This window comes from Streptomyces zaomyceticus (assembly GCF_014656215.1).
GTDB lineage: Bacteria > Actinomycetota > Actinomycetes > Streptomycetales > Streptomycetaceae > Streptomyces > Streptomyces zaomyceticus.
The window spans coordinates 106,527-120,005 of record NZ_BNBZ01000023.1 but is presented as its reverse complement, the minus strand read 5'-3'; the positions used below and the strand labels follow the sequence as shown (position 1 = coordinate 120,005).

At 74.2% G+C, this 13,479-nt stretch carries 14 protein-coding genes; 3 read left to right on the top strand and 11 right to left on the bottom strand.

Annotated features, from left to right (window positions below):
- The 4 genes from IE311_RS26475 to IE311_RS26460 form a co-directional block, all read right to left on the bottom strand.
- Nucleotides 1-387 (bottom strand): 2-oxoglutarate dehydrogenase E1 subunit family protein (locus IE311_RS26475; RefSeq protein ID WP_409351072.1); only part of this gene is annotated, 387 nt, incomplete at its 3' end.
- Between the two features lie 269 nt (nucleotides 388-656).
- Nucleotides 657-1,748 (bottom strand): HAMP domain-containing sensor histidine kinase, encoded by a 1,092-nt coding sequence (locus tag IE311_RS26470; protein ID WP_189834333.1) that lies wholly within the window; start codon nucleotides 1,746-1,748, stop codon nucleotides 657-659.
- A gap of 29 nt (nucleotides 1,749-1,777) precedes the next feature.
- Nucleotides 1,778-2,515 (bottom strand): response regulator transcription factor, encoded by a 738-nt coding sequence (locus IE311_RS26465; RefSeq protein ID WP_189834318.1) that lies wholly within the window; start codon nucleotides 2,513-2,515, stop codon nucleotides 1,778-1,780.
- A gap of 71 nt (nucleotides 2,516-2,586) precedes the next feature.
- Nucleotides 2,587-3,258, bottom strand: a complete 672-nt coding sequence (locus IE311_RS26460) for a spermidine synthase family protein (protein ID WP_189834317.1) — start codon at nucleotides 3,256-3,258, stop codon at nucleotides 2,587-2,589.
- 487 nt (nucleotides 3,259-3,745) lie between these two features.
- Here IE311_RS26460 and IE311_RS26455 point away from each other — a divergent pair, with 487 nt between their 5' ends.
- Nucleotides 3,746-4,306 (top strand): TetR/AcrR family transcriptional regulator, encoded by a 561-nt coding sequence (locus IE311_RS26455; protein ID WP_189834316.1) that lies wholly within the window; start codon nucleotides 3,746-3,748, stop codon nucleotides 4,304-4,306.
- A gap of 80 nt (nucleotides 4,307-4,386) precedes the next feature.
- Here IE311_RS26455 and IE311_RS26450 read toward each other — a convergent pair whose 3' ends face one another.
- The 7 genes from IE311_RS26450 to IE311_RS26420 form a co-directional block, all read right to left on the bottom strand.
- Nucleotides 4,387-5,031: a hypothetical protein gene (locus IE311_RS26450; protein WP_189834315.1), complete on the bottom strand. Its 645-nt coding sequence runs from the start codon at nucleotides 5,029-5,031 to the stop codon at nucleotides 4,387-4,389.
- On the bottom strand, nucleotides 5,028-6,353 hold the full coding sequence (locus IE311_RS26445) for a hypothetical protein (RefSeq protein ID WP_189834314.1): 1,326 nt from the start codon (nucleotides 6,351-6,353) through the stop codon (nucleotides 5,028-5,030). The genes IE311_RS26450 and IE311_RS26445 overlap by 4 nt, the downstream gene beginning before the upstream one ends.
- Entirely contained in the window at nucleotides 6,350-7,147 is a 798-nt protein-coding gene (locus tag IE311_RS26440; RefSeq protein ID WP_229902174.1) for an ABC transporter ATP-binding protein, read from the bottom strand. Before IE311_RS26440 ends, IE311_RS26445 begins: the two co-directional genes overlap by 4 nt.
- Nucleotides 7,144-8,097 carry a zf-HC2 domain-containing protein gene (locus IE311_RS36855; protein ID WP_229902173.1) on the bottom strand — a complete coding sequence of 318 codons (954 nt, stop codon included), beginning with the start codon at nucleotides 8,095-8,097 and terminating at the stop codon, nucleotides 7,144-7,146. The genes IE311_RS26440 and IE311_RS36855 overlap by 4 nt, the downstream gene beginning before the upstream one ends.
- Nucleotides 8,094-8,705 (bottom strand): RNA polymerase sigma factor, encoded by a 612-nt coding sequence (locus IE311_RS26430; RefSeq protein WP_189834313.1) that lies wholly within the window; start codon nucleotides 8,703-8,705, stop codon nucleotides 8,094-8,096. Before IE311_RS26430 ends, IE311_RS36855 begins: the two co-directional genes overlap by 4 nt.
- A gap of 112 nt (nucleotides 8,706-8,817) precedes the next feature.
- Nucleotides 8,818-9,429: a hypothetical protein gene (locus IE311_RS26425; protein WP_189834312.1), complete on the bottom strand. Its 612-nt coding sequence runs from the start codon at nucleotides 9,427-9,429 to the stop codon at nucleotides 8,818-8,820.
- Between the two features lie 106 nt (nucleotides 9,430-9,535).
- Nucleotides 9,536-10,174 (bottom strand): GNAT family N-acetyltransferase, encoded by a 639-nt coding sequence (locus IE311_RS26420; RefSeq protein ID WP_189834311.1) that lies wholly within the window; start codon nucleotides 10,172-10,174, stop codon nucleotides 9,536-9,538.
- A gap of 130 nt (nucleotides 10,175-10,304) precedes the next feature.
- On the opposite strand from IE311_RS26420, the gene lon reads away from it, so the two are divergent.
- Nucleotides 10,305-12,716 (top strand): endopeptidase La, encoded by a 2,412-nt coding sequence (lon, locus tag IE311_RS26415; RefSeq protein ID WP_189834310.1) that lies wholly within the window; start codon nucleotides 10,305-10,307, stop codon nucleotides 12,714-12,716.
- 126 nt (nucleotides 12,717-12,842) lie between these two features.
- Nucleotides 12,843-13,454, top strand: a complete 612-nt coding sequence (locus tag IE311_RS26410) for a DUF4240 domain-containing protein (protein ID WP_229902172.1) — start codon at nucleotides 12,843-12,845, stop codon at nucleotides 13,452-13,454.
- Nucleotides 13,455-13,479 lie beyond the last annotated feature (25 nt).

The following is a 13,479-nucleotide window of genomic DNA, read 5'->3' as shown; positions in this document are numbered from 1 at the left end:
GGCGGCGGCGGCCGGCTTCGCGGCCGGGGCCGCGGCAGGCTTCACGGGCGCCGGAGCGGGCGCGGGGGCCGGAGCCGCGACCGGAGCGGGCGCGGGAGCCGGAACGGCCGCGGGAGCGGCAGGCGCGGCCTGTGCGGGGCCCGTCTGCGGCGTGGCGGGCACGCTCTGAGTGGTGGGCGCCGGGGCGGTCGGGGTCTCCGACGCTCCGGGCTTGTAGTCGGCGAAGAAGTCCCACCAGGCACGATCGACCGAATTCGGGTCCTGGAGGTACTGCTGGTAGATCTCGTCGACGAGCCACTCATTGGCACCGAAGGCGGCTGCGGGGCTCTTGCCCTGCCCGTCCTGGTCGGTCGGGGAGCTCGGGGTACTGGGGGACTGAGACGACACGGCGGCAACCGCCCTCTTCCGCTTCACAAGGTGATGGACAGCGGAAATAAAGGCTACGCCTGTCCGGCCGGGAGGTGCAGGCGGGGAGCGCCAACGTCGTGCAAGTCACACTTGACGAGGTGTTTCGGCGCCGTGAATGGCGGGAAACAAGCGGGGTTCCGCATGTGTGAGGGTACGGAAAAGCGCGAGCACGGCCCTCTTCGGCCGCACCCCTGATCACGTCCTGCTCATGTACACGCAGAACGAGCTCTTCCGGTTCGAACCCTACGTCAATCTCTCGACTGAGGACTGCCCGGAAGAGTGACTCTGATCCGGCATCCACGTGATGATTCGGCCACGCCTATGCCGCCGCCGTGCAGATCCACCGCCCAGCGGGCGATCGCGAGACCGAGCCCCGTGCCGCCGTCGCTCCCCGGGCCCTGCCGGAGCGGCGCCGCGCCCCGGTTGAAGCGCTCGAAGACCTTGTGCCGCTCCGACTCCGGGATGCCGGGACCCTCGTCCTCGACCTCCAGCTCCAGCGAGTCCGGGTACGGGCCGCGCCGGGCCCTGACCGTGACCCGGCCGTGCGGCGGCGAGTGCTTCACGGCGTTGTCGATCAGGTTCGCCATCACCTGGTGCAGCCGCTCCGCGTCCGCGTGCGCCACCAGCTCCGGCGGCGACACGTCCAGGTGCAGATGCACGTCCGTGCGGTTGTGCAGACCGGAGGTGGACGAGAGGCCGCGCTGCGAGGCGGCGAGGTTCGCTTCCCGCAGAACTCCGGACAGATAGGGCCAGACCTCGAAGCGGCTCGCCCTCAGCGCGACGACACCGTTGTCAAGACGTGACAGATCGAGCAGCGTCTCCACGAGCCGGCCCAGCCGCTCGGTCTGCTTGAGCGCCGACCGCATGGTCTCCGGATCCGCCTCGGACACCCCGTCCACGACGTTCTCCAGTACGGCCCTGAGCGCGGCGATCGGCGTGCGCAGCTCGTGCGACACATTGGCGACCAGCTCCTTGCGGTGCCGGTCGACGGCCTCCAGATCCTCCGCCATGCGGTTGATCGTCGACGCCAGGTCGCCCAGCTCGTCCCGCCGGTCCGCGCCCCGCACCCGGCGGGTGAAGTCACCGCGAGAGATCGTCCCCGCCACCGTCGTCATCTCGTCCAGCGGCGCCGTCAGGGACTGCGCCACGAACTGGGTGATCAGCAGGGTCGCGATCATCGCGAAGATCGTGATGTACCGGAACTCCGTGGACGTGCGGATCGCCACCAGGGCGAGCCCGGAGGTCAGCAGGACCGCGCCGACGACCAGCGTGCCCAGCTTCGTCTTGATCGAGATCACGATCCGCCGCGGCCGGCGGGCCCCGCCGCCCGGCCCCCGCAGCTCCCGCGGCCCTCCGGGCCCCCGCCGGCTCACAGCGCCGGGGTCTCCAGCGCGTAGCCGACGCCATGGACCGTGCGGATGCGCTCGGCCCCGATCTTCCGGCGCAGCGCCTTGATGTGGCTGTCCACGGTCCGGGTGCCCGAGGCGTCCGCCCAGTCCCACACCTCGGCCAGCAGCTGCTCGCGGGAGAGCACCGCCCGGGGCGTGCCGGCCAGGCAGACCAGCAGGTCGAACTCGGTCGGGGTCAGGTGCACGTCCTCGGAGCGCACCCGGACCCGGCGCTGGGCGTGGTCGATCTCCAGCTCGCCCAGCCGCAGGATGCCGCTGCGCGGGGTGACCGCCGCCAGCGCGGCCCGCTCCACCCGGCGCAGCAGTACGTGCACCCGGGCGGCCAGCTCGCGCATCGAGAACGGCTTGGTCATGTAGTCGTCCGCGCCCACGCCGAGGCCGACCAGCATGTCGGTCTCGTCGTCGCGGGCGGTCAGCATGAGGACCGGGACGGGGCGCTGGGCCTGGACCCGGCGGCACACCTCCAGGCCGTCGAAACCGGGCAGCATCACGTCCAGGACCATCAGGTCCGGCTGCCAGGCCTCGGCCGCGTCCACGGCCGCCGGGCCGTCGGTCGCGGTCTGGACGAGAAAGCCCTCGGCGCGCAGTCGCGCGGCGATCGCCTCCACGATCGTGGCGTCGTCCTCGACCACGAGTACCCGGCGCTGGGCACCCGGAGTGGCCGCCGCACCGTGGTGAGTGGTGTGTGTCTGCTCCATTGCCCCGCCTCGCGTCGCCGATGTCGGCTCAGCAGCCTAGAGGTACCGGTGGCGTCCCGGCTATCCAGGAGTTATCCGGGACGGACGCCGAGGTGGACCACGTCGGGGACGCCCCGGGCAACGGGGATCTCTTCCGTCCGTACCCCGCTGAATCCGGCATTCCGCAACGACCCTTCGAAATCGGCGGAGGGTCTGGCCGACCAGACGGCGAGCACTCCACCGGGGTTGAGACGGGCCGCGCAGGCCGCCAATCCCTCGGCCCCGTACAGGGATTCGTTGTCCTCGGTGACGGTCCAGTCGGGCCCGTTGTCGATGTCCAGGCAGAGGGCGTCGTAGGTGTCGGGGGAGGTGTGGAGGTGCTCCACCAGGTCCGTGTGCAGGATCACTGTCCGAGCGTCGGCGAGCGCGGCCCCGGAGACCGAGGCGAGCGGGCCCTGCCGGTGCCACTCGATGATCGCCCCCTCCCGCTCGACGACCGTGATCCGGCCCCAGCGGGGGTCGGCGGCCGCGTGGGCCAGGGAGAAGCCGACCCCGAGGCCGCCGACGAGAACGGAGGCGCCGGCCCGGGAATCCTCGGGCAGCGCGGCCTGCGCCGCCTCGATCAGGAGCCGCTCCGAGCGCCCGTCGGAGGTGTCCATGAGGAAGGTGCCGTTGGCGATGATCTCGAAGTGCTCGTCCCGGCGGCGCAGTACGACCTCTCCGTGCGGTCCTTCGCGGCGGTCGAGGGTCACGGGTTCTGCCATGGTCGGTCGCTCCGTTCTCGTCTCGGCGATCGGTCCCCGCCATCCTCGTGGGGCGACGACGGCGGGGACAAACGTGTGGTGGGGGAAGGGAGATGGGACGCGGACGGCGGAAGTGACGCGGATTGGCGGAAACGGATCGGTCCGCGGAGGCGCGCCCACCGGCCACAGCCGGCCCTCGGGCCCGCCCGGCCCTGCCTCCGAGGCCCGCCCGACCCGCGCCCGGGCCCGCCCGGTCCGGCCCCTCGGGCCCGCCCGGCCCGCTCCCCGGGTTCGTCCGGCCCGGCCCACCTCCCCTTCGCGCCGGATTCCCCGCGACACCATCGGTACACCCCGCGGCGGCGGACTGGCTTGATCACGGCAGGTCCGTACGGGGGAAGCCGAGCGGACCGCTCGGCTTGCGCACGGTGGCGCACGGATCGGCCGCGGACCCGTCTGTACGCCGCCGTATAGTCGGTCGGGGTACGGGCGAAGTGAGGAGCGACACACCATGGGCACGATCCGCACACCCCGCGGCCGATGGATCGAGGAGGGCTTCCGCGCGCTCGCCGAGGGTGGCCCCGAGGCCGTGAGGATCGAGCCGCTGGCGCAGGCCCTCGGGGTGAGCAAGGGCGGCTTCTACGGGTACTTCGCCAACCGCGACGCCCTGCTCGCCGAGATGCTCGACCTCTGGGAGCGCGAGGTCACCGAGGCGGTGATCGAGCGGATCGAGAGCGGCGGCGGGGACCCCCGGGCCAAGCTGGACCGGCTGTTCGACTTCGTCGAGGGGGTCGCCGATGGGCCCGTGACCGGTACCTCCGTCGAACACGCCGTCCGCGACTGGGCCCGGCGCGACGAGACCGTGGCCGCGCGCCTCCGCCGCGCCGACAACCGCCGGATGGAATACCTGCGCTCGCTCTTCCGGGGCATCTGCCCCGACGAGGGCGACGTCGAGGTCCGCAGCATGCTCGCCTTCTCGATCCGCGTGGCCGACGACCTGATCGTGGCCGATCACGGGGGCCGCTCGCGCGCGGAGGTCATGGGGCTGACCAAGGAGTGGCTCCTCGGCTGAACATCCCCGCGAGGACATTCGTGAGGGAGCCGCCCGCGCCTGCCCGGCCCGGGCCGCCGCACGCCTCCACCGTCGTACGCCTATGACTCCGCCGTCGTGCGGCGCGCGCCCCGCCACGCGTACAGGACCGAGCCCGCCACGAACGCGCCGAGCGCCACCGTCCACGCCCCGGTCCCCGGACCCGGCTGCATCACCCAGGCCCACCACTGCGCCGCACCTTCCGGCCGCGACGGGGCCGCGAGATAGACCGTGCCCACGAAGAAGGCCGGCGGCAGCCAGCTCAGCCGGGCGCCGACAAGGGCGGCGGCGCCCGCCGTCACCCCCGTGAGGCCCAGCGTGTTGCGGACGGCCGCGGGTGGGCCGAAGGCCTCCGTGTGCCCCGGCACCGCGAGCGCGAACAGGACCGCGGCGAGCGCCGTCGGGGCGAGGAGATGGACGAGGCGGCGCGGCCACCACGCGCGTACCGCCGTCCTGTCCAGTTCGTCGCACGGCGCGTACAGACTGGTGCCGATCGCGGCCGTCGCGAGCAGCGGGCCGAAGACGACGACCGGCAGCCGGGCCGTGTGGTCGAAGTCGGGCAGCGACACCAGCCATCGGGCCGCGCCGGCGCCGAACGCCGCCGTGCAGACCAGTGCGGCGAGTGCGCCGGGCAGGGCGCGGGAGCGCAGATAGAGCCGCAGGGGGCCGGTGCGACGGAGGCCGGGCTCGACGAGGAGAGGCCTCACGGGACCGGCACCTTGTCCGGGTCGCAGCCCTTCGCCGCGAGATAGCGCGCCAGATAGTCGCGCTGGGCGGCCGGGGACTTGGCGCGGAGCCGGTCGATGTAGGGCTGGGCCGCGGTGGGATCGACGCCGTAGTCCGCCGGTGTCGGGGCCAGCCACTCGCTGACGGCGAGGTGGACGACGCTCGCCCGCTCGGCGTTCGGACCGGTGTTCTCGCCCGGCCGGCAGGTGGTGGAGAACAGCCAGGACACGGCCGAGTTCAGGTACAGATCCGGGCGGGTGAGCCGGCCGCGTGTCGCGTCCTGCCCCGTGTCGGGCAGTTCGACGTCCCCGGGGCGGGTCGGCCCGTAAGGGCCGGAGACCCAGCGCACGGGCGCGCCGGGCAGCCCCCTGAGACGGGAGTTCAGCGGGGCGAGCGCCGCCGCCACCTCCGGCAGCAGTGCCCGGTCCACGGCCGTCAGGCACACCTGCGGAGTGCCGTCGTCGCAGACCGGCCGGGCCAGGGCCGGATCCGGCCGCCACGGCCCCGTGTCCGTCGGCAGTCGCAGGATCGGAGCGGCGGCCGCGACCGCCACGGCCAGCGGCAGCAGGGCGAGCGGCCGCAGGCGCGCCGGACGGAGCCCGTACGCGAGGAGCGCGGAGAGAGCGAGCCCCGCCGCCCACACCATCGACACCGGGGCGAACCACCACACCGGACGGTCCCAGACGGACTGGTGCTCGGAGGCCGGGCCGAGCCAGCGCGCGGCGCTCTCCGTGTACGAACCGATCGCCAGGCCCACGTATCCGAAGACGCCCAGGAGCGGGGCCGCGAGCCGCCAGCGGACCAGCCGTCCGACGACATGGCCGAGGGCGCCGAGCGCGGCGACGGCGACCACGTCGGCGGCGAGGAGTTCGAGGAAGGGCCGGCCCTCCGAGACGTAGGGCCAGGTCGCGAGGAGACAGACGACGTCGGCCAGGAGCAGTCCGGCGGCGGGCCAGAGCACGGAGGGGGCGACCGCGACGGCCAGCCGGCGGAGGAGCGGGCGGGGGACGGACTCCCAGAGGTCCGTCGTCCGGCGCCGCCGGTCCCGGCCGCCCTGCCAACAGCCCGCCGCGAGGGTGAGCGGTCCGGCGAGCAGCCCGGCCGTGACGTGCAGGAGCTGGGTGGCATCGGACCAACGGCTCTGCCAGTCGGGCGCCTTCCCGTACATCGACAGGAGGACGGTCAGCGCGACGGCGACGCCGGTCCAGGGCCCGAGCCCGCGCCGCAGCTCGGTGACGAGCGGGGAAGGGGCTCCCGGGGGAGTGGCGCGGCGGGTACGGGGAGGAGCGGGGGAGGTGGTCATCGGAGCGCCTCCCGCGCGTTCTCCGCGGATGTCCGGTGGGCGCGCAGTGCGGCCGTGTAGCCCCGCTCCACGGCGTGCGTCGTGGAGTCGTTCCCCTCCGTGGACACCCCGCCGAGCGCGGTGAGTTCGCCCGTCGTGCCCTGGAAGGCCAGCCGGCCCCCCTCGATCAGGGCGACCTCGGTGCAGGCCGCGGCCACGTCCTCCACCAGATGCGTGGAGACCACCACCGTCGCCCCCGTGCCCAACTCCCTGAGCAGTGAGCGGAAATCGACCCGCTGCTCCGGGTCGAGACCGGCCGTCGGCTCGTCGAGCAGCAGCAGCTCCGGCTCGTTCACGACGGCCTGGGCGATTCCGGCGCGCCGGACCATACCGCCGGAGAGCGTCTTCATCTTCGCGTCGATCCGGTCGCCGAGCCCGACCCGCCGCACCGCCCGCTCCACCGCCGCCGGGACCCGGTCGGACGGCATCTCCTTGAGCCAGGCGACGTACGCGACGAACTCCCGCACCGTGAAACCCGGGTAGTAGCCGAACTCCTGCGGCAGATAGCCGAGGCGGCGCCGGATTCCGGTGCGCTCCCGGTGGCTCGTCGCGTCCCCGCCGAGCAGTTCCACCCGGCCGGAGAAGGGCGCGGCGACGGTCGCGAGGACCCGGATGAGAGAGGTCTTCCCGGCTCCGTTCGGGCCGAGCAGACCGTGCACGCCGGGGCCGAGCGACAGATCGAGCCGGTCGAGGGCGACGGTACGGCGGTGGCGGACGGTCAGTCCGGTCACCGCGACGGCGGTCGAGGGGTTCACCGGGGCTCCAGGTGGTCGAAGGAACGGCGCCGCAGCGCGAGGAGGGCCGCGCAGGCCAGTGCGGCGGCGGCCCACCCCCCTTGCGCGGCGGGGCCGGAGAAGTACGCGGTGAGCGCGGCGGCTCCCGGGCTCCCGCCCGCTTCGGACCGTCCGAGCAGAGGGCCCGTGACGGCGAGCAGCCATCCGCCGCCGAGCGTCGCGGCGGCCGGCCGGCAGCCGACGAACGAGCCGAGCGCGAGGGTCGCCAGCGTCAGCGCCAGGCCGGGAAGCAGCCAGGCGGCGGCTCCCGGGAACCCGGCCACCGGCGGAAGCAGCGCCCCGCCCGCGGTCAGCAGCGGTACGCACACGGCGAGGACGGCGGCGGTGCGGGTGAGCAGCAGCCGCAGCCCGCCCGACGGGGTGGCGGCGGTGATCTCGTACAGCGGGTCGGCATGGCGCCCGTACGAGACGGCGACACCGGCGAGCGGCAGGGCCGGGGAGACGGCGAGCAGCAGGCTCCGGGCCCCCTGGACCCCCGCTCCGTAGGCGAGTCCGAAGGCCCCGCCGACGACCAGGAGCACGGCCACCACCCAGGAACCCCGCAGCGCGGGCCCGACGGTCCACCAGAGCCGCGCCCCCCGGCCGAGAGGGCTTCGCGGCGCGGTCGCGCGGTCGGCGGGTGCGGCGGGTGCGGAGGCCGTCCGGTGTCCGAGGGAGGTCAGGAGGGCGGAGCGGACCTCCGCCAGCACGGGTCCCGCCGCGCCGGCGCGGACGGCGGCCGAGACACGGGTCGCGCAGGGCGCGCAGGACTCGACGTGCTTCTCCAGGGACCAGGCGTCCGTCTCGGGCGCGGCGCCCTGCGCGTACCGGAGCGCGAGGGCGTCGCCGACGTGCCAGGGAGGTCGACGGGGGTCGGACGGCCGAGGAGGGCCGGACGGCCGAGGGGGTCGGGGTGCACGGGGTGCCGTCATGCGGTGCCTCCCAAGGCGTGCGGGCCCCCGGGGCGGGCCGCCCCGAGAGCGGCGCGCAGCTCTCGGCGGGCGCGCAGGGCGCGGGTCTTGACGGTGCCCTCGGGTATGCCGAGGAGCCGGGCGGTCTCGCGGGTCGTCAGACCGTCGACGACGGTCGCCCGCAGGACCTCGGCGAGTTCGGGCGAGATCCGGTCGAGAGCGGCTCCGACCTCGCCGTACTCCAGCCCGGCGAGGACACGGTCCTCGGCGGAGGGCGCGGCGACGGGCGGCTCCGCGGGCGCGGCGGCGGCGCGTTCGGCGCGGGCCCCCGCCCGCCGGGCGTCCACCAGACGCCGGGCGGCGATCACCCAGAGCCAGCCACCGGCCTCACCCCGGCCGCGGTGGGAGCCGGCCGAGCGCCAGACGGTGACGAAGGTGTCCTGGAGGACCTCCCGTACGGTCTCCTCGTCCTGGCAACGCCGGGCGAGGCGGGCGTGGAGCCAGCCGGCGTGCCGGTCGTACAGCACGGCGAGCGCCTCGGTGTCCCCCCGGGCGACCGCGCGCAGCAGCGCCGCGTCGTCCTCGTCGCCCCCGGAGGGGCCTCCCCCTGCGGGGCGCAACAGTCTCACGCCTTCTCTATCGCGCGCGTGGCCGGCTTCGGTTCACGGAGCGGTCCCCGCCGCGTGGCGTGGCTCGGTCGGTGGTTCCGCCGAGGGACCGTCCCGGGGAGCCGGCGCCCCCTCAGGGGCTGGTCGGCGGGCCGCCCTCCGGGAGGGCGGCGAAGACCCGCCGGAGGGCGGGCGGGCGGTCCCCGTCGTCGGCGACGACGAGGTGGTGACGGTATGTCACGTAGTACTGGAAGCCGTCGGCGATCGGGCTGCCCGTCGGACGCTCCGGGACCTTCGCGTACGCGGGGTCCTCCAGGGCGGCACGCAGTTCGGCGGCCTCGGCCGGGGTCTGCTGCCCGGTGCGGGGCGGCTCGGTGCCGGAGCGGCTGGTCCAGGAGCCGTCGTAGTGGACGACGAGCCGGTTGCGGACTCCGGCGAGCCCGCCGTTGACGACCACCTCGACGAGGACCTCGTTCGGCCGGGGGTCGGCCGTCGGCGTTCCCGGGGTGCCCGGAGTGGTCGTGGCACCCGGCGCGGTCGGGTCGCTCGGTGTGGTCGGCGCGGTCGGTGTGGCGCTCGGCACGGCCGGCCCGCCCGTGGCGCTCGGCACGGCCGGTCCGCTCACCCCCGACGGTGGTCCGCCGGGCGCGGGCGGGGTCTCGGGCCCGCATCCGCTCACTCCGCCGACCAGGACCCCGACCAGCAGCAGGGCCCCGCACCACGTTCCCCGTACGCCTCGCACCATGGACCGAGCATGCCCGGTGAGGGGCGGGGTGCGCAGCCGGACGGCCGGGATTCCCGTCCGCGGGAGCGCGGCCTCCCGTCGGACGGGGGCGCGGCCGCCCGTTCGTTCAGACCCCCGTCCGGACGATTCCGGTGAGCGGCCCCCGGTACTGCCAGTCGAGCGAGTCGTACAGCGCGAGGCCGTCCGTGGTCGCGGAGAGCACTCCGGTCTCGGCACCCGCCTGGGCCGCGGCGGCCTCAAGGGTGCGCATGACGTTGGCGCCGAGGCCGCGCCGCCGGTGCGCGGGGTCGGTCTCGATCTGGTCGGCGACGGCGGTGGAGCCGGTCGGGGCGATCTGGCCGCGCGCGGCCAGGGTGCCGTCGGCGGCGAGGATCCTGACCCGGATGACGCCGTCCCGGACCTCGGTGGTCCGGGCGTACCCCTCGGGCGGAGCGGGCCGGGCGCCGGGGTCGAGCCGCTTGACCATCATGAAGCCCGGGTCGTCGGGGACGGTCCACCCCTCGGTGATCCACGCGGCCGCCTCCTCGGGGCCGGCCATGATCTTGAGCCAGCTGTACGGGGCGGTCAGCCGCGCGCAGAGCGTGCCGACCGAGGCCGCGTCGGGGGCGGGCAGGACATGGCGCACGACGTGCTCGGGCAGGCCCACGTCGATCCGGTAGCCCCAGGGCTCGGTGACGGCGGCCGGGGTTCCCCGGGAGGCGGTCCAGCCCGCCACCCATGCCGACGTAATAGCTGCAATGTCCATAGGGGGATTACATCGACTGAAAGCGGCTCGTGGAAGAGTGATCGCTCAGAGCGAACAGGCGTCCGGGAACATTCATGGGCTCACATGCATTGAGTCGGCATAGCTCAACTTGACTGCCGAAGGGGAGATCATGGCTTCTGACTCCAAGCCGTCCGTGCCGCTCACTCTGCCTGTGCTGCCGCTCGACGACGAGGTCGTGCTGCCCGGCATGGTGGTGCCGCTCGACCTGTCCGACAACGACGTCCGCGCCGCCGTCGAGGCCGCCCAGGCCGCCGCGCGGCCCGGTGCGGGCAAGCCGCGGGTGCTGCTCGTGCCCCGCGTCGACGGGACCTACGCGGGGACCGGCGTCCTGGGCACCGTCGAGCAGGTCGGACGGCTGTCCGACGGAGACCCCGGCGCGCTGATCCGCGGCGTCGGCCGCGTACGCATCGGCGCCGGCACGACCGGGCCCGGCGCGGCCCTGTGGGTCGAGGGCAGCACGGTCGAGGAGACCCTGCCCGACCCGCTGCCCGGTCAGGTCACCGACCTGATCAAGGAGTACAAGGCGCTGGCCACCACCTGGCTCAAGAAGCGCGGAGCCTGGCAGGTCGTCGACCGCGTCCAGCAGATCGACGGGGTCGGAGCCCTCGCCGACAACTCCGGCTACTCGCCCTTCCTCACCGTCGAGCAGCGGGTCGCCCTCCTGGAGACCGCCGACCCGGTCGCCCGCCTCAAGCTCGCCACCGCCCAGCTCCGCGAGCACCTCGCCGAGCAGGACGTCGCCGAGACCATCGCCAAGGACGTCCAGGAGGGCGTCGACAAGCAGCAGCGCGAGTTCCTGCTCCGCCGCCAGCTCGACGCCGTCCGCAAGGAACTCCGCGACCTCAACGGCGAGGCCGAGGGCGACGAGTCCGACGACTACCGCGCCCGTGTGGAGGCGGCGGACCTGCCCGAGAAGGTCCGGGAGGCCGCCCTCAAGGAGGTCGAGAAGCTGGAGCGGTCCAGCGACCAGTCCCCCGAGGGCTCCTGGATCCGCACCTGGCTCGACACCGTCCTCGAACTGCCCTGGAGCGAGCGCACCGAGGACCGGTACGACATCCCGGGCGCCCAGGCGGTCCTCGACGCCGAGCACGCGGGCCTGGAGGACGTGAAGGAACGGATCACCGAGTACCTCGCCGTGCGCAAGCGGCGTGCCGAGCGCGGCCTCGGCGTCGTGGGCGGCCGCCGCGGCGGAGCCGTCCTCGCCCTCGTCGGCCCGCCCGGCGTCGGCAAGACCTCGCTCGGCGAGTCCGTCGCCCACGCGATGGGCCGGAAGTTCGTCCGCGTCGCCCTCGGCGGCGTACGGGACGAGGCGGAGATCCGCGGACACCGGCGTACGTACGTGGGCGCGCTGCCCGGCCGGATCGTCCGCGCCATCAAGGAGGCCGGGTCCATGAACCCGGTGGTCCTGCTCGACGAGATCGACAAGGTCGGCTCCGACTTCCGGGGCGACCCGGCGGCGGCCCTCCTCGAAGTCCTCGACCCGGCGCAGAACCACACCTTCCGCGACCACTACCTGGAGGTCGAACTCGACCTCTCCGACGTCGTCTTCCTGGCCACGGCCAATGTCCTCGAAGCCATCCCCGAGGCCCTCCTCGACCGGATGGAGCTCGTCAGGCTCGACGGCTACACCGAGGACGAGAAGGTCGTCATCGCCCGCGACCACCTGCTGCCCCGGCAGCTGGAGCGGGCCGGCCTGGAGCCCGGTGAGGTCGTCCTCGAGGACGCCTCGCTGCGGAAGCTCGCCGGCGAGTACACCCGGGAGGCCGGCGTCCGCACCCTGGAGCGCGCCGTCGCCCGGCTGCTCCGGAAGATCACGGCCCAGCACGAACTGGGCGGCCGCGAGCTGCCGTTCACCGTCACCCCGGACGACCTCCGGGACCTCATCGGGCGGCCGCACCACGTGCCCGAGTCGGCCCAGGACCCCGCCGAGCGCCGCACCGCGGTACCGGGTGTCGCCACCGGCCTCGCCGTCACCGGCGCGGGCGGGGACGTCCTCTTCGTCGAGGCCTCCCTGGCCGACCCGGAGACCGGCGCGGCCGGGCTGACCCTCACCGGTCAGCTCGGCGACGTGATGAAGGAGTCGGCGCAGATCGCGCTCTCCTTCCTGCGCTCGCACGGCGCGGAACTGGAACTGCCCGTCACCGGCCTGAAGGACCGGGGCGTGCACATCCACTTCCCGGCGGGCGCGGTCCCCAAGGACGGCCCGAGTGCCGGCGTCACCATGACGACCGCCCTCGCCTCCCTGCTGAGCGGGCGGCTTGTCCGTACGGACGTGGCCATGACCGGTGAGGTCTCGCTCACCGGCCGGGTCCTCCCGATCGGCGGAGTGAAGCAGAAGCTCCTCGCCGCGCACCGCGCGGGCATCACGACGGTCGTGATCCCCAAGCGGAACGAGGCCGACCTGGACGACGTCCCGGCCGAGATCCTGGAGAAGCTGGAGGTCCACCCGGTGACGGACGTCCGCCAGGTCCTGGAGATCGCGCTGGCCCCGGCGGCGGTACCGGTGGGAGTGGCGGCGTAACGGCCCCCCCGACGAGCGGGGTGCCCCCGACCTGCGGGGGCACCCCGCTCCGTCGTGCCCGGCGACCGGGATACCCGCGGGTAATTCGTGACCCGGATGTCGGTGGAGGCTGTCATGCTCGTACGCATGAACGAAGACGCCTTCTGGGCTCTCATCGACGAGTTGAGCCGCCGTCCCGACGACCGGGACGAGCGGCTGGAGTGGCTGCGCGCGGAGCTGCTCCGGCGCCCGGCCGCCGAGAGCGTGGAGTTCCAGGTGCGCCTTGAGGACGCGTGCGAGGTCGCGGGCACCCGCGCGATGTGGCGGGCGGTGGACCGGATCGAGAGCGGCGGCTGCACCGACGACGGCTTCCACTACTTCACCCTCTGGCTGGTCGGGCAGGGGCGGAAGGTGTACGAGACGGTGGTCGCCGACCCGGACGCGCTGGCCGACGTGCCGGAGGTGCGGGCCCTGGTGGGGCGGCTCCGGGACGAGTGGGACGACGAGGAGTGGCCGGAGTGGGAGGAGCTCGACTATGTCGCGCAGGACGCGTACGACGAGCTGACCGGCCAGGAGGACGACGACGGCGAGGAGTTCCTCGACGCCGTCGAGGAGATGACCGAGGAGCTCGCGGACGAGCTTTCGGGTGAGGCGGCGGACGAGTGGGAAGAGGGCGGCGAGGCCCGGGGGGCTCGCCCGGAGGGGGTGGCGATCCCCCGGCTCACCGCCCTCTTCCCGCTCGGTGCGTCCGGCTCATAAGACTCCCGGCGCCCGGGAACCGGAC